13 protein-coding genes are annotated in these 22,437 nt (G+C 69.4%); 7 read left to right on the top strand and 6 right to left on the bottom strand.

Features of this window, described 5'->3' with window-relative positions; translation table 11 throughout:
• The first annotated feature begins 2 nt into the window (after positions 1–2).
• From ACH4DZ_RS08765 to ACH4DZ_RS08775, 3 genes are read left to right on the top strand one after another with little or no spacing between them, the layout of a single operon-like run.
• Positions 3–1,421 (top strand): hypothetical protein, encoded by a 1,419-nt coding sequence (locus ACH4DZ_RS08765; protein ID WP_398286272.1) that lies wholly within the window; start codon positions 3–5, stop codon positions 1,419–1,421.
• Entirely contained in the window at positions 1,418–2,506 is a 1,089-nt protein-coding gene (locus ACH4DZ_RS08770) for a hypothetical protein (RefSeq protein ID WP_398286273.1), read from the top strand. The genes ACH4DZ_RS08765 and ACH4DZ_RS08770 overlap by 4 nt, the downstream gene beginning before the upstream one ends.
• Positions 2,503–7,614, top strand: coding sequence for a helicase-related protein (locus ACH4DZ_RS08775; RefSeq protein WP_398286275.1), 5,112 nt, complete (start codon positions 2,503–2,505; stop codon positions 7,612–7,614). Before ACH4DZ_RS08770 ends, ACH4DZ_RS08775 begins: the two co-directional genes overlap by 4 nt.
• Positions 7,615–7,673: 59 nt before the next feature.
• On the opposite strand, the gene ACH4DZ_RS08780 is transcribed toward ACH4DZ_RS08775, so the two are convergent.
• The 5 genes from ACH4DZ_RS08780 to ACH4DZ_RS08800 all read right to left on the bottom strand — a co-directional run bounded on the left by ACH4DZ_RS08780 (position 7,674) and on the right by ACH4DZ_RS08800 (position 17,240).
• Positions 7,674–11,030: a hypothetical protein gene (locus ACH4DZ_RS08780; protein ID WP_398286277.1), complete on the bottom strand. Its 3,357-nt coding sequence runs from the start codon at positions 11,028–11,030 to the stop codon at positions 7,674–7,676.
• Between the two features lie 63 nt (positions 11,031–11,093).
• A complete protein-coding gene (locus ACH4DZ_RS08785) occupies positions 11,094–11,540 on the bottom strand; it encodes a hypothetical protein (RefSeq protein WP_267026709.1) in 447 nt (148 codons plus the stop codon).
• 547 nt (positions 11,541–12,087) lie between these two features.
• A complete protein-coding gene (locus ACH4DZ_RS08790; RefSeq protein ID WP_398286278.1) occupies positions 12,088–15,891 on the bottom strand; it encodes an AAA family ATPase in 3,804 nt (1,267 codons plus the stop codon).
• A 551-nt stretch (positions 15,892–16,442) separates the two neighbouring features.
• Complete coding sequence (locus ACH4DZ_RS08795) at positions 16,443–16,673, bottom strand: hypothetical protein (protein WP_398286279.1); 231 nt, start codon at positions 16,671–16,673, stop codon at positions 16,443–16,445.
• 90 nt (positions 16,674–16,763) lie between these two features.
• The gene (locus ACH4DZ_RS08800) at positions 16,764–17,240 is read right to left on the bottom strand and encodes a GNAT family N-acetyltransferase (RefSeq protein WP_398286280.1); all 477 of its coding nucleotides are present in this window, start codon (positions 17,238–17,240) and stop codon (positions 16,764–16,766) included.
• 59 nt (positions 17,241–17,299) lie between these two features.
• Between ACH4DZ_RS08800 and ACH4DZ_RS08805 the strand changes: the two genes are divergently transcribed.
• Complete coding sequence (locus ACH4DZ_RS08805; RefSeq protein WP_398286281.1) at positions 17,300–18,142, top strand: exodeoxyribonuclease III; 843 nt, start codon at positions 17,300–17,302, stop codon at positions 18,140–18,142.
• A gap of 52 nt (positions 18,143–18,194) precedes the next feature.
• On the opposite strand, the gene ACH4DZ_RS08810 is transcribed toward ACH4DZ_RS08805, so the two are convergent.
• Entirely contained in the window at positions 18,195–18,818 is a 624-nt protein-coding gene (locus tag ACH4DZ_RS08810) for a MerR family transcriptional regulator (RefSeq protein ID WP_398287046.1), read from the bottom strand.
• A gap of 166 nt (positions 18,819–18,984) precedes the next feature.
• On the opposite strand from ACH4DZ_RS08810, the gene ACH4DZ_RS08815 reads away from it, so the two are divergent.
• From ACH4DZ_RS08815 to ACH4DZ_RS08825, 3 genes are read left to right on the top strand one after another with little or no spacing between them, the layout of a single operon-like run.
• Positions 18,985–20,565: a flavin-containing monooxygenase gene (locus ACH4DZ_RS08815; RefSeq protein WP_398286282.1), complete on the top strand. Its 1,581-nt coding sequence runs from the start codon at positions 18,985–18,987 to the stop codon at positions 20,563–20,565.
• Complete coding sequence (locus ACH4DZ_RS08820) at positions 20,562–21,488, top strand: alpha/beta fold hydrolase (RefSeq protein WP_398286284.1); 927 nt, start codon at positions 20,562–20,564, stop codon at positions 21,486–21,488. Before ACH4DZ_RS08815 ends, ACH4DZ_RS08820 begins: the two co-directional genes overlap by 4 nt.
• On the top strand, positions 21,485–22,375 hold the full coding sequence (locus ACH4DZ_RS08825; RefSeq protein ID WP_398286285.1) for an SDR family oxidoreductase: 891 nt from the start codon (positions 21,485–21,487) through the stop codon (positions 22,373–22,375). Before ACH4DZ_RS08820 ends, ACH4DZ_RS08825 begins: the two co-directional genes overlap by 4 nt.
• Positions 22,376–22,437 lie beyond the last annotated feature (62 nt).

Genomic DNA, 22,437 nt, shown 5'->3' on the forward strand with positions numbered 1-22,437 from the left:
CCGTGCGCGAGCTCCTGCTCGCCCCCATCGGGCACGGCACCGCGCACAGTCTCGAAGACGCGCGTGAGGCGTTACGGCGTGTGGTGCCGGACGCTCTGGCCTCCTCGCTGGTTCCCCTGGCGGTCGTCGACGAAGCCTCCCTGGCCTGTGTGGTGCTGAACCCCCTGAGCGACGGCGACCGCGCTCTTGCTCCCGGCACGGTCGTACGACTGTTCCTCGGCGAGGTGGCGCCGGAGCATCAGCTCGCAGTTCTGGACGTCGATCCGCTGCTCTACATTGCGTCGCTGGAAGAGGAACTCCTGGCGCGGGAGGCCGGGCTCACCCGCATGCTCGACGAGATCGGCCCGGCCTACGAGCACGCCTTCATCGACCGTGACCGGCGACCGCGCGACTTCGTCGTCCGGCCCGTGCGGCTGGCCTGCCAGAACGTCGTCGTCGGCTATGCCGCCATCGCCCAGGACAGCGCCTTCGACGGTCTGTCGGTGCCCGCGTGGATGACAGCCGAAGTGCCGCATGTCGCCACGCACGAGGCCAACCGCGCCATGGCGGCGCTGACGCTGTGTGACGCCTTCGCGCGCGGCGGCACCATGGAAGTCCGCTTCGACCGGCCGGCGTCGGTGAACCTCGACGGACGCACGATCCGCTACGCCGGCCATCCCGAGGGACGTGTTCCCGCCGGCCTTCGCCGGTACGGACGAGCTACCGGTGTGCCCCTGGGAGTCGACGATCCCGCGTCGATCAGCCCGGCCGAGGCGAGGGAGCTGTTCCTGGCAGTGACGCCCATGCCCCGGGGGCTGCGTGCCCGGGTCGGAGCGGCCGTGACCGCGGACGGAATCAGTCCCGAACGCATCTGCTACGCCCTGTTGTCCCAGTTGTGGCGTGAGCTCGAACTGGAACTCCTGCTGGCGACGAGTGCGCACGGCGGGTCCGTCCTGGCCGGCGGCGCCGCCTGGACCCACCGATCCCTGCGGCAGGCGGAAGCCGACGTCTGCCGTGGGGCCCTCATGGCCGGTATGTACTTCCGTCGGCTCAACGGCCGCGACAGTGCGGGTGCTACGGACGACGTACGGGTCGTGGAGGACGTCAGCGCCGGAGTGACCTGGACGGTCCACGAGGACACCGCCGCCGTCGAATACCACCTGTCCGACTCGACGGTCCCGCCCTGGGCGGCCGGTGACAGCGCCCTTCCTGTCGCCGATGTTTCTCTCACCGTCCTGCCCCGGGTCCATGTGAGCGATCGCGATCTCGCCGTCGTACGGGCGTTGCGCACCCGCGGCACAGCCGCGGCGCTGCTGATTCCGCAGGACGCCTGGCTGCCCGCGCAAGCCGACGTGCCTGTACTTCGCTGTCCGGACCGCCTGGCCGACCTGGATCGCGCGATCGAGGACAAACTACTCACGTCGAGGCTCGCACGCGGATGACGGCAACCACCCACACCACCACGCTCGTGTCCCTGACTGCGGACGGCCCGCTCCGCACGCTGGTGGGGGACATCGCCACGGCCGCCCTCCGTTCGACCACGGCCGAACCCGGCGACCGGACCGACGTCATCCGCTACGAACGGCTGTGCTCCCAGCTGGAGAGCCACGCCTGGCGCGCCGCCGCAGGGGGCGCCACCTGCCTCGTCCTGGACGAGGCGCCCGACGGCCCCGGACTGCCGGTGGCCGCCCACGACATGGCGGATCCGCTCGGTTCCGCACTGGCAGACCGCGTGTCCCACCAGGCGGCGCGGCTGGTTCGGCATTGGCTGGCCGAGCAGAACGTCGTCGTCGCTCTCACGGTTCCCTTCGCGCCCGGCGGCTCGGGCTTCCCTCTGACCGGCCGGGAGCCCGCCCCCGACGTGGCCGCTCCCTGGCGCGCTCCCGAGGGCGTAGAGGGACGTCGGGCCGTGGAAGCGCGGTTCCGGGACCAAGTGGCGGCTGCCGTCGGTCCGGACGCGGCCGGCCGGCAGCCCGTCAGTCCTTCCGGGGTGCACAACCGGGTGCTGACCGAGGTGCTGCGGCAGTACGTTGCCGGACACCCCGACCGGCGTGTCGACGTGCCCATCGCCTACCGGGACGGCTCCGCCGCCGCTGACCCGTTTCCCCTGCGGTGTCTGCGGCCGGCCGACGCGCTGCCCGCACAGGCCGACGTCACCTTGTGTCTGGCACTGCTGTCGATCCGGCACACCGAGATGGACGCCCGCATCGACGGTGCGTGGCTGCGCAACGCCGAGGTCTCCAGGCCCCGGCCCGCCGCGCAGACTGACGAGTTCGTGTACGCCACGAGCCTGGAGCAACTGGCGACCCTCACCGACCACGGGCGGCGTACCGCGGTCCTGCACCTGTACCAGACGGGACTGGACTGCGCGGTCGTCGGGTTCTACCGGGCCGTGACCGTCCATCTGCTGCGTCATCCCGGGTCTGTGGCCGTCGTTCCGATGTTCGCGGCGGCAGGCCGGCCGGGCGGCCCCGACCAGACAGTGTTCCATCAGGGAGAGCCCTGGACCGCGGAAGGACTGCGATGACCACTGAGACTCCCCGTGGCTCCTCCCTGCCGGACATGCGCCGCGCGGTGTGCAAGGACTGCGCCCGCGAGGTCGCCCTCGGCGACCGTCCGGCGGGCACCGAGTACTTCACCTATCCCGAGGCCTGGGCCGGCGGGCAGCTCGAACGCGGTGGTTCGCGCTCGGACCGCTGCCGGGAGCACCGCGCCGCCCACGTGGGGCACATCTCCGGCCTCTCCGTGGCCTACATCGATCTGCGGACCACCGGCGAGGTCGCCGACCGGAGTAGCCCCACCGGTCCCCTCGGGGCGCTCGGTCCGCTGCCCGAGGCCCACACCGTGGCCGACACCGCCCCCGTCGATTTGGGGGCGTTCGGATTCGGCATGGACGAGTCCCACATCCGGCAGATGCTCGATTCCCTGGCCGACCCCAGGCGGCGTGTCCTGGTCGTCAAGGCCGGCACCGGCACGGGCAAGTCCACCTACATGCCCTACCGGCTCCTCGATCCGCCCGAGGGCTGTTATCGCCTCATCGACAACGGACCGATCATCGTCACCGAGCCCCGGGTGCAGGCCACGGTCGGAGTGGCCACCTTCGTCGGTGAGCTCCTCTCCGGTGCCGACGGGGCCGGCCCCGGCTACCCGGTGGGCTACCAGGTGTCTGGCGACCGTCATCATGACGCGGCGTGCCGACTGGTGTACGTGACCGACGGCACCATGATCAACTGGCTGCGGGAAGGGCGGCTGGCCAGTATCGGCACGGTCATCGTCGACGAGGCGCACGAGCGGTCGACCAACATCGACTTCATCATGGGGTACCTGCGCCGTGAACTGGACCGGTACCCCCACCTGCGGGTGATCATCACGTCCGCGACCTTCGACGAGGACTTCTACCAACAGTACTTCGGCGGGGAGAGTGCCGTCGGCAAGGTGGTCGTCCCCGCGGTCAAGTCGATCGGTTACGGGTGGCCGCTATTCCCGGAGCTGGACGCCCCACCCGACCCCGCGCTGGTGGAGGCCTGGCGGCGGATGGCGCCCGAACTACGCCTGGCGGAAGGGCCACAGGCCACTGCCGAGGATGAGCTCGTCGCCAGCGCATGGCCTCGGTTCGCCCCGGCGCTCAAGGAGAGCGAAGTCGTCGACAGCGCCGACGTGGGGTATGTCGAGGACCTGCACGCCACCACCCGCGCGCTGCTTCCGCTGCGCGCTTCCACTCCGCTACCCGAGAAGCAGTGGCAGCGCGAGATGCCCTCCGTGCTGGCGGAGTTCATGGTCCGGCTCACCCGCGGGCTGGACGCCGCGGACATCTTCGGCGACATTCTCAGCTTTCTCCCCACCGCCAAGGCGATAGAGGAGGCCTGCGACCTGATCCGCGCCGGACTGGGGGACACCGTCGATGTGTACGCGCTGCTGTCGTCCTTGCCGGTGGAGGACAAGCGCGCCGCGCTGGCCGCGCGCCGCAAGGGCGACCGCCGCAAGATCGTCGTATCCACCAACCTCGCGGAAACGTCCCTGACCGTCGAAGGGGTCCGGTTCGTCGTCGACTCCGGTCTCATCGCCCAGTCGGAGTGGGACGTGGAGTCGGCCCAGGGGAGCATCAGGACCAAGGCACACTCCCAGGCCGGGATCAAGCAGCGCTGGGGACGGGTCGGACGCAAAGCGCCGGGCTGGGTGTTTCCCCTGTACAGCAAGGGCCAGTTGCTCAAGCTCACCGAGGACACCGCGCCGGGATCCACCCGTGAGAACCTCGAACGCTTGGTGATGACCGCCAAGATGGGCGGCCTGGACTCCGTCGTCGATTTTCCCTGGCCGGCCGCGTTCGTGCCCGAGCCGCCCCTCGCGCTCGACAAGGCCGCCGAAGCGTCCCGGAAAACCTTCGTCGACGAGCTGCGCCGCGCCGACCAGGCTCTTCGGACCAACGGCTCGCTCGACACGGGAGGCCATCCCACCACGTTCGGCAAGGAGCTCAATCGGCTCCAGGTGCTGGGCTCCACCGGTGCCGCCCTGGCTGTCATGCACGCCGACCGTCTGGCGTGTCTGCCCGAAGTAGTCTCCCTTCTGGCGCTGCTCACCACGCCCGCACGCCTCATCGGCACCACCGGTCTGCTCTTGACCGACTTCTCCTGGCCGGACGAATGGCGGCATGAAGCCGCGGAGCGCCATCGTGCCCTGGCCAGTGTCTGCGAGGACGACGCCGAACTGGTGCTGCAGATCGTCGCCGGCTGGGAACGCGCCGACCCCGCCACCCCACCGTGGGAGGCCTCCTCCGCACGGGCCGAATGGGCGCGGCGCTGGTGGGTCAGCGACGACCGGTTGCTGACCGCGGCCGCGATCCGCCGGGACATCATCGGCGGTCTGTCCCCCACCATGAAGGAGGAAGTCAAACGGTTCGTCGAGCCGTCGCTCCTGCGCCGCGCCCGTGGGGCCATCACCCGGGCCTTCGCCGACCTGGAGCACGTGCTGGACGGCTCGGCCAGCGGCAGTGACGCCACCACCGCTAGCACCGACTACAACGCCGTGCACGGCGACCACACCACGCCGTGCGCCGTTCATGCCGGGCATCTGACCGGACGGCCCGAACGAGTCATCCCCCTCGCGCGTCACCGGGGCCGCGACGGGATCCGGCTGGCGCACCTCGTCACCGCCGAACCGTGGGCACGCGGTGGGGCATCTGACAGCACGGGGCCCGCGGACGCCGTCCGCCTTCTGGTCCTCAGCGCCCTCCATGCCCGGCCCGAGCCGAGGCGCGAGGTCATCGCCGCCCTGCTGGAGGCGTGGCCGGCCGGCACCCGGGCCCTGCTGCGCCTCGAGCGGGACGCGGCCGGTCGGCCGGTCGCCGGACACGTCGAAGCCCGACACGCGCCGGCTCCCCTTCCCCGGGCCGCACAGGAACTCGCCGAACTGGACGCTCAGGACGAGCTGGCGCACAGCGGGGCGGCAACGCTTGTGGATGCCGCCCCGGAAACCGATCACAACTGGCCCACGAACGCCGAGCCCTTCCCTGACCTCGAGGCCATGGCCCGTACCACTGTCCTCGATCACCGTGACGTCGAAGCGGACGAGACGGCTTGCGGGCGGTGTCCCCGTTGCCTCGCCGGTGACCTGGCCGAGTGCGAGACCCCGCGGGCGGTCGCGGACGGTCGGGCGCCGGGCGTCCCTCCAGGGCACGGGCAGGCATCGTCGGCCGGGGGAATCGACGTCTCCCGGCCGTTCGTGCTGGCACAGGAGGGGGGCCTGAACGGGGATGGCTGGTACGAGGTCGTCGGCTACCACGTCACTCCCGACGGCGAACCGCTGCTCTTCCTGCGTCCCGACTGGCGCCGTCCCGAGGACACCGACGGTCCCGGGGCCCACCCCGATCTGCAGGCCGGTGACCACATCGAGGTGGTGGTCGGTCCCATGGTCAGCGATCACGACGGGGAGTTGCGGGTCCTGACGCGTGCCGACGCCCGCGGGCGGTTCCTGCTGCGAGAGGCCGATCCGAATCCGCCGCGGCAGGACGAGCGGGCCCAGCTCGCTGTGTCTCTTCACCGCCGGGACACCAGGCAGCTGGCCGACCTCCTAGAGGGGGCCACCGTGACCGCGACAGTCCTGCCGCGCAGCCAGACGGGGCATTTCACCGTCACGCTCGTGGACCTGGCCCACCAGCACGTCAAGGCGGCCACCAACGGGGCTCGTGATGTGGCCGGGGTGGTCACCGGCGCTCCGAACGGCGCCGGGTACGTGGAGGTCCGTCTGCTGGCCCACGACAGCCGGACCGGGCTGCGCCACGTGATCAGCGCATCGGCCGGTGAGCCACCGCCCGAGCCCGAGTCACCCATCGTCATACGCCTGTACCAGGAACGCTCTCGTCTGTCCTTGCAGGGACGGTCGCTGCGTCCCGTCGCGGACGTCGCCGAGCACCTGACGGACGCGTCCCTGATCGGCTTGCCGGACGGACCCCTACCGGAAGTCGGGGGCAGCGGAGTCTTCCTGAAGGCGGAGCGCGTCCTCAGCCGGGGCAGTGCCATCGAACTCGCCGAGCTAGACATGGACGCCACCTGGGTCCGCGACGTCTGGTTGTGGTGGGCCCGGAGCCGTCACCACACCCCGTCCCGTACGGAACCCGTGCTGCGTGCCGGCACCGACCGCGAGCCCGTCGACCTGCCTGCCACCGTCCGAGTGGAACTGCCTCCGGAACTGCGTCTGCCGGGGGCCGAGGTCACCTCCATGCATTCCGTGGGCACGCGGGTCAGCGCTGTCGTGACGGCCGCCAAGGCGGAGTTGGGCCGCGCCTGGCTGCGCCTGTTCGACGGCATCCCCGCCAGTGTCACCGAGCGTGACCTGGGGCTCGGACAGGGCACGATCGCCCAGGCCCTCGTCGTGGGAGCCGAGTTCACCGGGCTCGTGACGGGTGTCTTCGACCGGCAGGGATACGGCATGCTCACGCTCGGCCCGTTGAAGAACGCCGCAGAACCCCGCACGACCGATACGGGCCCTGGCAGGACCACCACCGGTCCCGCCGGGCAGGGAGCTGGCGGTGAGCCGAGGCCGGAGTCCGACCGGTACAGCGGCCCCGGACGGGGCGAACCGGCCAACGGCAGGAGGGAACCGGTCCTCACCCTGGCGGAGGCCTGCGCACGCTACCCGGTCGGATCATGGGTCAGCGCCGTGGTTCACCGCGTCAGCGCGGAGCTTCGCCGTGCGTGGCTTCGGCTGCCGGACGGGCTGACGGCGACCGTGGTCGCCGCCGACGTGGGCAGCCACGCAGTCCTGGTCCTGCCGCACGTCCTGACGCCGGAGCAGCAGGTGATCGGCACGGTGAAGGCGGTCACCCTGCACCGCGGCGCACCGCAGATCCAGCTGGATCTACGGAACGTGGACACTCCCTCCTTGGGGCAGCAGCTCGACAACGCGGGGGTGCGGGAGGGCGCCGTTTTCACCGGCCGAGTGCGCAACGCCCTCGACTCCGTGGGGGTGTTCGTCGAGGTGCTCCCCGGTTTCAACGGTCTGATCCGGGCACGTGACCTGGCACCGGGACTGCCGCCCTCCTCCTATGCGCGGGGCACGGAGCTGACGGTCTGTGTCGACGCGATCCACGAGGACCGCAAGCGTCCCGGCTTCCCCGCCTTCGGTCTCAGTCTCGAGTAGTGAGCCGAGGAAGCCGGGGGTGTCGGGGGTGTCGGGGGTGTCGGGGAAAGCAGACCGGGTCAGCCCGTCGTGGTGCGGTCGCGCTGGACCTCCGCCAGGAAGAGCTGGCAGAAGGCGCGGGCGGTCTCGTCGCGCCCGTGGGCGGCGAGATGGTCCAGGACGCTCCAGTAGTGCTCGTCCTGAGCACCGCGCAACGAGAGGGTGAACGACGAGACGTCGTCGCTCCAGCGCCGGATACGGCCGATGCCCTTCACCGCGTGGAAGACGGTGAGGGCTTCGAGGCTGTCGGCGAGAACCTCCGCCGCACGGGGCACCGGCAGCCCAAACTCGTCCAGGGCGGCCAGGTAGGTGTCGTGCAACTCTTCCCGTAACGCCCAGCCTTCCTCGTCGAAGGGCAACAGGGGAAGGTCGTCGATGACCGTGACGGCTTCCTGCAGCAGCGGGAGGGTCTTATCGGATTCCACGTCGATGAGAACCAGGCCGCCGTGGGGGGTGAGGATCCAGTTTCCGGGGTGGGGGTCCTTCTTGGCCACCACGGGCCTGCCAAGCGCCCCGAGCGGCTGTACCAGGTCCAGGAGCGCCTTCCTCAGGCCGAGGGACGCGTCGAGTTTGTCGCAGGCCTTGGTCACCTGGGCGGCCCAGTCCCTGGCATGTTGTGCGGTCGCGGTGCGGGGGGTGTCCGCGTCGTCCAAGACCCGCCAGGCTTGGAAGGCGGCGAGGTAACGCAGAGCCTCGGCGAAGTGGGGGAGCGGATCTTCTCCCCGGCCCGTGAGCCGGTCGGTCACGGTCGCTCCCAGGAGCCGTCCCTGCATGCGCCGCATGACATAGACGGCGTCCTGTTCATGGGGTGCTTCGAGCGGGACCAGTCCGAGGGGCTCGGGCAGTTGCCAGTGCACGGGAGCGTTCCGGTCGGTGAGCCACTGGCGCAGGCGTTGCGTCCATTCCCATTCCCGGGCTGCCTCTCCGGCGGCTAGTCGCTTAAGGACGATGGTCTGCTCGATTAGCCGGTGACCGTCGTTGAGGACAAAGACGCCCTGTTCCCCGGACCTCCGCTGTCCGCCGAGGACGGACGCGGCGAACTCGCGGTTGCGTGCGGCCAGTCCGGCCGCATGCGCGAGGAGCTCCGACCGGTCGCCCGAGAGGAGCGGCGCGGACAGGAAGGCGGGCGGCAGACCCAGCAGGCGGGACGGGTCGAGAGTCCCGTGGTGAGCCGCGAGGTCGGCGAGCTGCAGCACGGGCCAGGGCCAGGCGGGGTCGCAGACCGCCGCCTGGAGCGCGTATCCGGCACTGCGGGTGAGCTGGGTGTCGTCCGCGGTGATGCGGTGCAGCCGCTCGGCAGCGGCGGCGGCGAGACTGCGGTTCTCGCGGGCCCGGTTGCCGTCGGTGTAGGTCTCTTCTTTGAGCGCGAGGGCGCGCTCAAAGTCCTCGGCGTCGCGGTTCCTCGTGCCCCGCCGGTAGTAGGCGTCCCCCAGATGGCCGAGGATCGCGGTCCGATCCCGTTCCGGCCGGAGATCCACCGCCTCCACGTCGAGCGACTCGAGCGCCAGCGACTCCTCCAGGTTTTTGATCGCCAGTTCGAGCATGCGTTCGCTGGGGTTGAGGGAGTAGGAACGTAGGGCGGCCTCGCCCAGTCGGCTGTGGACGATGACCGGGTCGTAGTTGGGACGGACCACGGACGAGGGATTGCGGGCCTTGGCCAGTGACTTCTCCAGCCAGTCGACCGCCTCGCGCAGCAATCCGCTCGCGTCCTCGCTGTCGGTGTCGTCGCCGACAGCCAGTGCTTTGGCCAGGTCCAGAGCGCAGGCACCGGCATCGGCGTAGGCATCGGTGCCGGCGGGGGAGTCCAATGCGTCGAAGGTGATCCGGTACAGGGTCAGGGCCCGGTCGAGCGTGGCGGGTGCGACCTCTTCCTCGGTCCGGGCGAGCATCCGGGCGATGAGGGCTGCGTGACCCGCCACGTGGCGGTGCCCGGGCGGCGACAGATGCGGGTGGATGACGTCGGTTTCGATGCGTTCGAGCGCGTCCTCAAGCAGCAGACGGCTCCGGTCGATGCCATCCCCGGCGACCACGCTCCGGCACGCGCGGGCCAGGGCTGCACTCGGAATGGGGGCGTCGGACGGGAGCCGGATGATCTCCCGGGCGAGTCGGCGCACAGCGTCGGTGTCCCTGTCCTCCACGGCACGGTCCACCGACTCGTCGAGTTCCTGGACGCGCACCTGCGCGGCGAGGCGAGCCGATTCCGGCGAGGTGCCCAGCAAGGCGCGCGCCAGGTCCAGGTCGGCGGCCGAACCAGCCCGGTCGCGGCGTCGCTGCCGGACCCGGGAACGGTCCAGCAGGGCCGCGGCGATCACTCGCTCACTCATGTGCTCGGCGGCTTCGGGAGCGAGCAGATCGCTGAGCGCGTCCTCAAGCCGTGCGCTGGCGCGCCGGCCGACGACGTCGACGTCGAAACGGTAGAGCTGGTGCCGTACCTGTCCGCGCCGGGCCAGGAGGTATCCGGGGTGGGCGCCCAGGGCGTTCGGCGGTCCGGCCGTCTCCTGGGCGTCGGTGTACGCCTCTTCCGCGTCGCGCAGCAGCCGGAGCCCTTCGTCGAACTGCCCGCTGCGCAGCCGGACGAGGCCGAGCCCGGCCAGGACGTCCGCCCTCGTCGCCCGGAGCCGTCGCGAGGCCGGCGGACGACGGAGCCCCCGCAGGATGCTGTACGCCCTCTCGAGGTGCGCAGGAGTGCGCTCGGCTCGGAACAGACGGAGATGGATCTCGGCCCGGTAGGCGAAGTGTTCCTCGCTCTTGTCGCCTTGTTCGGCGAAGGCCGAGTGGTCTTCGGCGCGCCGCAGCAGATCGACGGCCTCGGGGTCGGCCTCGTCCCGCTCCCGGGCGAGCAGAACGCGCGCGATGGCGAGCTGGCCGTTCCAGGCGCAGCGCCGTGCAATCGGCATGCGTTGTCCGTTGCGGTCGACCCATTCGAGGGTGCGAACGGCCTCCCGCAGCAGGAACCGGCCGGGCTCTCGCTGTCCGTCCATGAAGAGTTTCTGCCCGAGGTGGAAGTACCTGCTGCCGAGCTGAACGGTGACCTCGCGCCGGGTGGCCATCAGGTGCATCCCTGCGGCCCTCAGCGCGTCGTCCAGACCCGGGCCGGGCCGGGAGAAGTGCTCCCGGAACATGTGCAGCAGAGGAATCCACACCACCTCGCGTGGTTCCTTGTTCCGGTGCTGTTCGGTGGCCTTCCAGGCTCGCACCAGGTCGTCGGGCGCCGGGTCCGCGATGACGGCGTCGAGCCTCGCGGGGCGCACGCACTTGCGCATGGCCCGTGACAGATCTCCCGGCAAGGGGACGCCATGTGTGTGCAGGTCGCTGGTGATGATGTCGAGCGGAGATGGCTGGGGTGCCTGGCCTGTCGGCCGGTCGCTGTCCGTCACCCGGCCATCGTGGCAGGCGAGTTGGGACCGGGCAATCGATCTGGACGACAGGGCGGGAAGGTGCTACCGGGACACTTCGGTACGGGCGCGGTCGACGAACCGGCGCACCTCCTCGCGCGTCAGGTCGGAGCGCTCCTTCATGGTGTCCAGGCTCTCTGCCTCCTTGATCGAGGAGACGGTCTCCCGTGCGGTCGCGGCCGACTGCCGTATGTCCTCGTCCCCAGCGAGCAGGACTACACGGTAGTAGGCGGTCCACATGGTGCTGCGCGCCGAGTAGACCGAGGTGGAGTCGTGGACGGCGCCACCGCGTTCGACGAACCAGCGGTCCATGAGTTCCCTGCGGAACTCCATGACCGCCTCCGCAAAGGCGACGTAGGCCGAGAGACGCTCCTCGTGCAGACGGGCCAGGGAGGTATTACGCCGCTGCATGAAATGCGTGACGAACGCACCGACCGCGGTGCCCAGCAGGGCCCCGCCGATCCCAGTCAGAGCGGAAACCATGTCAGCCATGGGGAGTACCTGTTCAACTAGCGCGGTCTTCAATCGCGGCGCTCGGCTTTCTGCCGATCTGAAACTGGCAGCTGATCGCCGACCCCGATGCCCGCTATCACGATCTCGGCACAGACTGGGACGAGCGCCGCACCCGTGAACTCGTCCGCCAGCTCGAACGCCTGGGCAACACCGTCACCCTGACTCGCAGCCAGGCCTGACCGAATGCCTCTCCGCCAGCTCCGCCATCAACACCCCGAGCACGGAGCAAGCATCAGCACGCCCTCGAGCCCTGTGATTTTCCGGACAGAAGCCCTGTTCGGTCACGTCACTTCACCGATTTCCGCCCGCACGCAACGATCGGTTTGTCTGGTCGAACAGGGTTCCTGATCGGGTGATCGCGACGTTGCTCGCTCCTCCATCTGTTGGCGTGGGGCTGTCCGATACTCATGGGTGCGACGGCGCCGATCTTGAACCTGAAGGGGATGCTCTGCCGGTCGAGCCGTCAGCGGCACCCTCGGACTGAGCGTCGCTGCACGCCCCGCACACATGGGGGGAATCTTGATCGCTATGAATTGGGACGCCGTTGCGCTGTCTTCTTGGCGACTCGCCGTGCTGGCCCTGGCTGGTCGCCCGCTCGGCCTGGTGGCATGGCCGGCGCTACTCCCAGAACCTCGGACGCAAAGGTCAACCAGGCGTGCGCGTCGGCGCCGTTGAGGTCGTCCGTCCAAATGAGCGAACCGTTCTGTCCGCCGCCTTGGTTGTGCGGAAGGATGCCGTTGTCTGCGTACCAGGCCTTCTTGAGCTCCCACTTCCGGGCGTAGTCGGGTAGGTCGAGCATGCCTGCGTGCTCCCAGTAGACCGTGCGGCCATCGCTGGCTGAAATCGTGAAATCGGGCAGGACGACGCGTCCGTCGGCACCGGTGAAAGGCCCCTCGTATTGCCAGTGACCTGGGGCAAGTTGGTCGAGAAGGCCGGCGATGATGACCTCGTTCTTCGACGCCATCGGGATGCCGCTTGCCGACACATGCATGAGCTTCCGGTCGAAGCGGCGGGCCATGCCCTGGACCTCGAGAGCTACTGGGTGTGGCGCGTCGAACAGGTCGGTCAGTCGGCGGGCCGTTTCCGAGCGCCAAGGCTGTGCGAGATCGCGTAGATCGGAGAGCGTGCCCTCGTGGAGGATGACGACCTTGTCCCTCTGCCTGGTCAGGGCGGTGTACATGAGTTCCCGGGAGACGTTCGCCCGGGAAGGTAGAATGAGGAAGGTCGTGCCGAACTCCGATCCCTGCGACTTGTGGACCGTGACGGCCCATGCGAGTTCCAGTAGCGCGTCATCGGAGTCCGTCGGCCAGTACGAGTACTGAAACCCGGTTTGGGAAGAGAACTCGACGCTGAGGCGCAGCTGGGACTTGGGCGTCTTCGCCGCTGGCGTGACGAATCCGATCGCGACGCCGATCTCACCGTTCGCAACGTAGTTCATCGCGTTCTGCTTGGGCCACGCGTTCAGGCGCTTGTTAGTGGTCTGCATGACCTTGTCGCCACGAACGATCAGCTCGGGTCCGATCGGCTTCGGGATGTTGCCGCGACGGGTGTCTCGTTGTGCCCACGTGGTGTCGTTTGACCGGTACGTGCGCTTGATGTGGCGGTTGAGCTCGACTGTGCCGAATGCTCGAGAGCGGGTCGGGGAGAGAATTTGCCAGTCCTCGGCATGTTCGCCCGCGCCTACCTGCCAGTTGAGGTACGCGCCGTTGATGACGCCGCCGTAGGTGAGCGCGAAGGCTCGCGCTGGGTCCGGGTCGCCATCGAGAACCAAGTTCTGCTTGAGCTCGTCGGTCAGCGCCTCGACGGCAGTTCTGTCGCCCCAAGGCACGTATCGCACGGTGGGCAAGTCGGGGTTGGCGGCCAGCTCTGCCCAGATGGCTTCGTCGCCTGCGCCCCGTGTGTTGTCGCCGAACCAGGCTGCCAGCTCAAGGTCGTGTCGGTTGCCGTGGCTCCCATCGGCGAGTTGGCGCCGAGGCACCTGGAGTTCGACGTAGCCCGGTGCCACCCGCACCCAGCCACTGAAACTGTCGGGTCGCAGCTTGTTGACGAGGTCGACGAAGGGGCGGCCTGCGCCGATCGGTGGGAGTTGGCGTGGGTCGCCGACGAGGATGAGTCGTTTGACACCGGTGAAGGAGTCGAGGGTGGCTGCGAGCATCTCCTCGGTGAGCATCGACGCTTCGTCAATGACGACCAAGGCGTAGTTGTGTCGTGGTTGCTGGTCTCCCCACACGAGGTACCGGCCGGTCTCTCCGTCGTACCTGTGAGTGGCGCTCAGGTGCGACGCCAGAGTCTTGGCGGGCAGCTTCACCTTGGTCTCCAGCTGGACCTTCGCCTTGCCGGTGGGAGCGAGAAGCAGCACATTGCCTGCGGGGACACCGGGATACTCGACCAAGGCGCGCAGCAGCGTTGTCTTGCCGGTTCCCGCCGGCCCGATGAGCACCGAGAGCGGGGCGTCATGAAGGGCCGAGAGGCCGGCGGCCTTCTCGGTGCGAGCGCGTTCCTCCAGTTCGTCGAGCTCTCCAGTGACGTTCTGGTTCCGGTCGAGCGCCCTGTCCAACACTGTTCTGGCGTCCGTGACCCGCCCGAGGCTGTCCCGGTTCTCTTGTGTCCTGATCCAGTCCCGGATGACGGAAGAGGTCTCGTCGAATCGTGTGAGCTTGTACGCGGGAGTGCCGTCCGCGAGCGACACGCTTGTCAGGGGTGACCACTCACTCCACTCGTTGACGCTGTCATGGTCCAGATCGAGACCCGCCAGGATGGTCTTGGTCAGCGCGGGCGGTTGAGCGAGCGGAACGTCGATTGCCAGAGCGATGGTCTCGCCTTCCGGCACGACTGTGTCGCCCTGCCGGCCTTGTCGCTCGAGCACGTCGGTCAACAATGCTTCGATCCGACGTCGATCGAGGTGGTCCTTCAGTTTGACGGCGTCAGGAACCGGAGGCTTCCAGGTGACGTGGGTCGGGGGGAAGAGGGCGCGGTCAATGGTCGTGAACGGCACGTGTTCCGCGCTGCCGTAGGTGCACGTGGAAGCGAAGTACGGATTTTGCAGCAGGTCCTCGGCCGTCATCTCGACCTCCGTGCCGCCTTCGAGCAGCATCTGCACCTGTGCCGGGGAGATGTCGAAGCCGGAGAGCAGGCGCAGCACAGCCTGACGCTCTGGCGTCACCTTCTTCCAGATCCTGGCCTGGAGGGCGCCGATGTGCGCTCTTATCCCACTCGGCGCGCAGGACGGGTCGGTAAAGAAAGCCTGGAGGAGGTCCCACGGGTCGGTGTCGTCACCCGCCTCTGCCATCACCGCTCGCGCTGCCACGTACGGCTGCTGGACACCGATCGCCTTGAGGAAACCCGGCAGGCCGGGGACAGGGCCGCGTAGCTGCCAGAGTCGCTCGATCTGGTCCTGTAGCCATTCGTAGCCGGCGTCAGGCAGGTCCACACCCAGTTCGCGCATGCCATCGGCGGCCGACTGCAGCGAGGTGAGCGCCTCGATGGCGGCATCGTCGGACAGGTGCTCGGTGACGTACGAGAACTCGACAACGCGGCCCTCGGGGGCCCACGCGAGCGCCATGTCGACGTCAATGCCCTCGTCCATCAGGGAGATGAGCTGCTGGTAAGGCAGCAAGATCCCATCGGCCATGTCGGCGCGAAGCGAGTGCTCGACAACCGTTTCCCACATGGCGGAACTGAAAGGCGGGTTCCCCGATTGGTTCCACATTGGCGGCGGGGTGACGCGGGTGACCCGTGCGGCGCCTACCAGCAGCCGGTCGGTGCGCTGCTCCTGAAATGGTGAGTGCTTCAGATAGGCGAAGACCAACGAGTCACCCGGGGCGACGGGCTCGAAGAAGGCATCCAAGATGGCACGTTGGTTGCCTCCATCCATCACCCACGGCGGGTTGGAGCGCAGCGCGGCGTCAACGGCATCCTCCGCGACTTGGTTGAACAAGGGGGCTCGCTCATGGCCGACCTCCTGCGCGAAGACCTCGCGGTTCATCCAGCGGAAGGGAACCGCCTCGAAGGCGTAGCCGGGGAGCGTGACGTGAGTGTCGTGGAGCATCCCCTGTAGCGCACGGCTGTGTCGGTACGGATGTTGCTTGACGACCGTGTAGCCGAGCGGAGACATGAACGTCGCTCGCTCGCTGAGGCAGGGGAGCTGGTTCTGATCGAGGGCGTCGATCCCGGCACCGGCGTGGGCGACCTCGAACGAGTCATCCCGGCCCTTGCCGATCGCGGTGAGCAACGTACATGACGAGTTCCCCAACGGGTCGTCGCAGATGAACTGGTCCCAGGGGCGGTCCCGCCACGGAACCCTCATCGACAGGTGTTGAATGCCAGCCATACAGGAGGTCTATCACCTGGTACGGACACACAGTCCGGCTTTCCGACCCTCTGTGGTCCTTCACCGCGTTCGCCCGTGCGTGGTGGCGCATCCGGTGACCGCGCTCCCGGAAGAGAAGCTGCACGGTCCAGGCGGTCAACCAGATGCGGTCGCTCACTCGAGCCAGCGACAGGCCGCTCTCGTAGAGTCGGACCGTAAGGAAGCAGATCTGGCGCTGGCTTCGGGCCATGGGTGCTTCTGGGGGGTGCTGTGGCTGCGGCAGGAGCCGAAGGCGAAGCGGCAGACGTCTCGTAGATCGATCTTCCCGCTGACGCACCGCGTCATTTCGTCGAGCTCCCCGAACCGGCCGACCAAGCATATGCATGGTGTGTGCAAGTTGTCGGGAAATGATCTCCGCCTGATTGGGAAGGTCCTGGAGAACGTGCTCGTATCCCCAGCTCAGACCCACCCGTGAACGGCCCACCGCAGCTCAGAACCCCCGCCGGGGAGATCCGGCGGGGGTTCTTCGGTGTTGTGCGGCGGCCCAGGGGGACGGGTCGCGGCGGTGGATGTCAGTAGACGATGACCCTCCAGCGCTCCACCCACCGCAGCCACTCGCCGCCCGAGCCGCGTACCTGGACGCGGTCGGTCCGGATCTGCCGGACGGTGCCGTAGAGCGTGGCGTGCGGGAGGTCCACTCTGACGACGTCGTGGACGTCCACGTCGGTCTCCACCGGCCGGGACCACGTGTGCGCACAGTGGTCGCAGGCGTAGCCGACCACATCGCGTCCCCCGACGGACATCGGGCTGCCCGGGCGGACCGCCTGCACGGAGCATCGGGGGCACGGGTCTGCGGTGTACTCACCCCTTACGCGCGACATACCGGGACGTCCTCACAGGAGCTTCGCGAAGCAGCGGCTGTCCTCGTGGAAGCGGTAGTGGCCGAACTTGACGCAGGGCTCGTAGCCGCTGGACGCGTACAGGGCGATGGCCTCGGGCTGCTTGTTGCCGGTCTCCAGGACCATGCGGGTGCGGCCCGCCGCCCGGGCGTCCGCCTCCAGGGCCCGCAGGATGCGGCGGGCCAGGCCGTTGCCGCGGGCCTCCCCGATCACGAACATGCGCTTCAGCTCGGCGTCGCCGTCCGAGTAGCCCTCGTCGTTCTCGTCCTGCGTGCGCCAGCCGCCGGTCGCCACGGGCCGGTCCTCGGTGTCGTACGCGATCAGATAGAGGCCGAGCGGCGGCTCGAACATCGTCGGGTCGAGCGGGGTGACGTCGCCCTCGTCCCCGTAGCGCACGGCGTACTCGGCCTGCACCTCGTCGTTGAGCTTGACGGCGTCGGGGTGGTCGAAGGCGACCCGGCGTATATCCATGCTGAATATCGTACTTCTATGCAGTAGGGGGTGATGGAGGGGTGCGCTGTGCTCGTCCAGTGTGCCGGTATCGTGCCCGGGTGCTCACTGTGACCTCTGTGAATGTAAACGGGCTCCGGGCCGCCGCCAAGAAGGGCTTCGTGGAGTGGCTGGCGGAGACGTCCGCCGATGTGTTGTGCCTCCAGGAGGTACGGGCCGAGCCCGGGCAGCTTCCGGAGGGCGTACGGCAGCCCGACGGATGGCATGTCGTGCACGCGCCCGCCGCCGCGAAGGGACGGGCCGGCGTCTCCCTCTACACGCGCCGCGAGCCCGACCGCGTCCAGGTCGGCTTCGGGTCCGCCGAGTTCGACGGCAGCGGGCGCTATGTCGAGGCCGACCTGCCCGGCGTCACCGTCGCGAGCCTGTACCTGCCCTCGGGTGAGGTCGGGACCGAGCGGCAGGACGAGAAGATCCGGTTCATGGACGAGTTCCTCGCCTACCTGAAGGGGCTGCGCGTGCGCGCCGCCGCCGAGGGGCGCGAGGTCGTCGTGTGCGGCGACTGGAACATCGCCCACCAGCCGGCCGACCTCAAGAACTGGCGGGCCAACCAGAAGAACTCCGGTTTCCTGCCGGAGGAGCGGGAGTGGCTGGGCCAGGTCTTCGCCGTGACGGAGGACGGGGATGGAGACGGGGGCGGCTACGTGGATGTCGTACGCGCGCTGCACCCCGGCGTGGACGGGCCGTACTCGTGGTGGTCCTACCGCGGGCGGGCCTTCGACAACGACTCGGGATGGCGGATCGACTACCAGGTCGCCACGCCCGGACTCGCGGCCCGCGCCGTCAAGGCTTTCGTGGAACGGGCGGCGACCCACGGGGAGCGCTGGTCCGACCACGCGCCGGTGACCGTCGTCTACGACCGCTGAACTGCCGGCGGATGATGTGCGTCCGGCGACCGGCGGGACCCGTTCCTGAGGTTCACGGTCGTTTCTGCAGGCGTCGGTCCAGCGCCATCGAAAGCTCCGCCTCCACCACGCTCTTCGCCAGGGGGCGTAGGCGCTGGAGGTCTTCCGGGGTGCGGTCCGCGGTGAGGACCACGTCGGTGAACAACTCGGCCAGGGCGTCGGCGTGTTCGCGTACGCGGCGGGCGGCGGAGAGGATGTCCGCGAGCGGGATGCCCTCGCGGACGAGCGCCGCCGAGGTCTCCAGGAGCCGGCGGCTGATGTGGACGATGTCCGTGCCGTCGGTGGCGAGGTAGCCGAGGTCCAGGGACGCGGCGAGGTTCTCCGAGGTGGCCTGGCCCGCGAAGACGTCGGCCAGTTCCTCGGGGGAGAGGCGGACCGGGGTCTCCTCGGTGGGTGCGCCGAGCCCCAGCAGTTCGCCCACGTCGCGGCCGTGGTCGAACGCCTCGGCCAGTTCCGCGATGCCGTTGAGGGTGTGGCCGCGCTCCAGGAGTGCGGCGATGGTACGCAGCCGGCCGAGGTGGTCCTCGTCGTACCAGGCGATGCGGCCCTCGCGGCGCGGTGGCGGGATCAGCTTCCGCTCGCGGTAGAAGCGCAGCGTGCGCACGGTGATGCCGGCCTTCTGGGCCAGCTCCTCCATTCGGTACTCCCGCTTGTCCGCCACATCGGCACCCTACGTCGTACCGCGGGTAACTTTCCTGGACGCGACCCCTACCCATCAGTACGGAGCTGCTCTAGTCTCCCCATTGCGCCAGTGTTCACTGGCGCGGTCGTACGCGGCATGGACGCGGCATGGAGGCATCGGGATGACCGAGCACGAACATGTACGGGTGGCGGTGATCGGCTCCGGTTTCGGAGGGCTGGGAGCCGCCGTGCGGTTGCGCCGCGAGGGCGTCACCGACTTCGTCGTCCTGGAGCGGGCCGACAGCGTGGGCGGGACCTGGCGGGACAACAGCTATCCCGGCTGCGCCTGTGACGTGCCGTCCCACCTCTACTCGTTCTCCTTCGCGCCCAACCCCGACTGGCCGCGCACCTTCTCCGGGCAGGAACACATCCGGGCCTATCTGGAGCACGTCACCGACGTCTTCGGGCTGCGGCCCCATCTGCGCCTCGGCTCCGAGGTGAAGCTGATGACGTGGGACGGCGAGCGACTGCGCTGGGTGATCGAGACCAGCAGCGGGACCCTCACCGCCGACCTCGTCGTGTCCGCCACCGGGCCGCTCTCCGACCCCAAGGTGCCGGACGTTCCGGGGCTCGACACCTTCCCCGGCAAGGTCTTCCACTCGGCCCGCTGGGACCACGACTACGACCTGCGCGGCAAGCGGGTCGCGATGATCGGCACCGGGGCATCGGCCATCCAGATCGTGCCGGCCATCCAGCCCGAGGTCGCGCGGCTGACCCTCTTCCAGCGCACCCCGCCCTGGGTGATGCCGCGCGTGGACCGGGCCGTCAGCGGCGCCGAGCGCCTGCTGCACCGGACGCTGCCCGTCACCGCCCGGCTGCGGCGCGGACTCCTGTGGGGCATCCGGGAGTTGCAGGTCCAGGCGTTCACCAAGCGCCCCGACGAGCTGGGGCTGGTCGAGCAGATCGCCAAGCGGAACATGTTCCGGGCCATCAAGGACCCGCGGCTGCGGGCCAAGCTGACCCCGTCCTACCGCATCGGCTGCAAGCGCATCCTGCTGTCGAGCACGTACTACCCGGCCCTCGCGAAACCGAATGTGGACGTGGTCGCGAGCGGACTCCGCGAGATTCGCGACTCCACCGTCGTCGCCGCCGACGGCAGCGAGGCCGAGGTCGACGCGATCGTCTTCGGTACGGGGTTCCACGTCACCGACATGCCCATCGCCGACCGGGTCGTCGGTGCGCACGGCCGGACGCTCGCCGAGGCGTGGTCGGCGTCCGGCATGAGGTCGCTGCGGGGCGCGACCGCCGCCGGATTCCCCAACTGGATGACGATCATCGGGCCCAACACGGGCCTCGGGAACTCCAGCATGATCCTGATGATCGAGTCCCATTTGAACTACCTGGCCGACTACGTTCGGCAGTTGGACGTCCTCGGCGGCCGGGCCGCCCTCGACGCGCGCCCCGGCGCGGTCGACGCCTGGAACGCCCGCGTCCAGAAACGCATGGAACGTACGGTCTGGTCCACCGGCGGCTGCAACAGCTGGTACCTCGACGAGAACGGCGTCAACACGACCGTCTGGCCGGGCACGACCACGGAGTTCCGAGGTGCGACCAGGCACGTGGACCTGGCGGAGTACGACCTGATCCGTCCACCGGTGCCCACACCTGCACCCGAACCCGAACCCGAATTCGTACCGGCATCGGCCGCGCAGCCCGCGCGACCGGCCGCCCGTACCAAGAAGAAGGCCGAGGCAGAAGCATGAGCCGACCGACGCGCGAGGTCTCCGGTCCCTACGCGCCGCCCGTCCCCGCGCGCGAGCTGACGGCGGTCTCCGCCGACGGCGCGCGGCTGCACGTCGAGGTGCACGGAGCCGTCGACGACCCGGCCGCCCCCGCGGTGGTGCTCGCGCACGGCTGGACGTGCTCGACCGCCTTCTGGGCGGCGCAGATACGGGAACTCGCCGCCGACCACCGGGTGATCGTCTACGACCAGCGCGGGCACGGGCGCAGCCCCGCCAGCCCCGCGTGCAGCACGGACGGGCTCGCCGACGACCTGGAGGCGGTGCTCGCGGCCACCCTCGCGCCGGGCGAGAAGGCGGTTCTCGTCGGGCACTCCATGGGCGGGATGACGCTCATCGCCGCGTCCGAACGGGCCGGGTTCCGTGCGCACGCCGCCGCCGTACTCCTGTGCAGCACGGGCAGTTCACGGCTGGTCGCCGAGTCACTGCTGCTGCCGATGCGGGCCGGTCGGCCGCGCACCTGGCTGACGAAGCAGATCCTCGGGTCGCGGGCGCCGCTCGGGCCGGTCACACCGCTCGCCCGGCGGATCCTCAAGTACGGGACCATGGGCCCCGGTTCGGCGCCTGCGATGGTCGAGGCGTGCGCGCGGATCGTGCACGCGTGTCCCCGGCAGGTGCGGTACTCCTGGTCGAAGGTGCTCGACCTGCTCGATCTCGACCACGCGGTACGGGAGTTGCGCGTCCCCACCGAGGTCGTGGTGGGGACGGCGGACCGGCTGACGCCCGCCGTGCACGCACGCTCCCTGGTCGCCGCGCTGCCCCACTGCGTCGGCTCCACCGAGTTGCCCGGCATCGGGCACATGACCCCCATCGAGGCACCCGACCTGGTCACCACCCGGATACGGGCACTCGTCGCCACCTACGCAGTGATCAAGGAGGGCGTATGAACAAGGTCGGTCTGCAAGGACAGGTCGCCGTCGTCACGGGGGCCGCGCGGGGCGTCGGGGAACTCCTCGCCCGCAAGCTCTCCGCCCGCGGCGCCATCGTCGCGCTCGTCGGTCTGGAGCCCGAGGAACTGAAGGGTGTCTCCGAGCGGCTGCACGGCGAGAGCGGGTACTGGCATGCCGACGTCACCGACCACGAGGCGATGGCGGAGGTCGCCCGCGAGGTGAAGGCGCGGTTCGGCAAGGTCGACATCGTCGTCGCCAACGCCGGTGTCGCCAACGGCGGCCCGTTCGTGGACTCCGACCCGGTCGCCTGGCGGCGGGTCATCGAGGTGAACCTCATCGGCTCGGCCGTCACCGCCCGCGCCTTTCTGCCCGTCCTCATGGAGAGCCGCGGCTATCTGCTCCAGGTCGCCTCGCTCGCCGCGATCACGCCCGCGCCGATGATGAGCGCGTACTGCGCGTCCAAGTCGGGCGTCGAGGCGTTCGCGCACAGCCTGCGGGCCGAGGTCGGCTACAAGGGCGTACGCGTCGGGGTCGGCTACCTCTCCTGGACCGACACCGACATGGTGCGCGGGGCCGACCAGGACGACGTCATGCGGGAGTTGCGCCAGCGGCTGCCGTGGCCCGCCAACAAGACGTACCCGCTGGGGCCGGCCGTCGACCGGATCGTGACCGGGATCGAGCGCAGGTCCAGTCATGTGTACGGGCAGTGGTGGCTGCGCGGGATGCAGGGGGTACGCGGATATCTTCCGGCGCTCATCGGGACGGTCGGGCAGCGGGAGATGCGGCGGTTCGCACCGCGGCTGGGGAGTGTCGGGACGGGGCTAGTCGGTGCGGGCGGGGAGGCTGACGAGACGGGTCGGAACACGGTGCGTCACCGACCGTAACTGACCGAAATGCGCGTGATGTCCGGGCGTGTCACGCTGGTCGAGGCCCGATCCCCTCACCC

This window comes from Streptomyces sp. NPDC017991 (assembly GCF_044328075.1).
Taxonomy (GTDB): domain Bacteria; phylum Actinomycetota; class Actinomycetes; order Streptomycetales; family Streptomycetaceae; genus Streptomyces.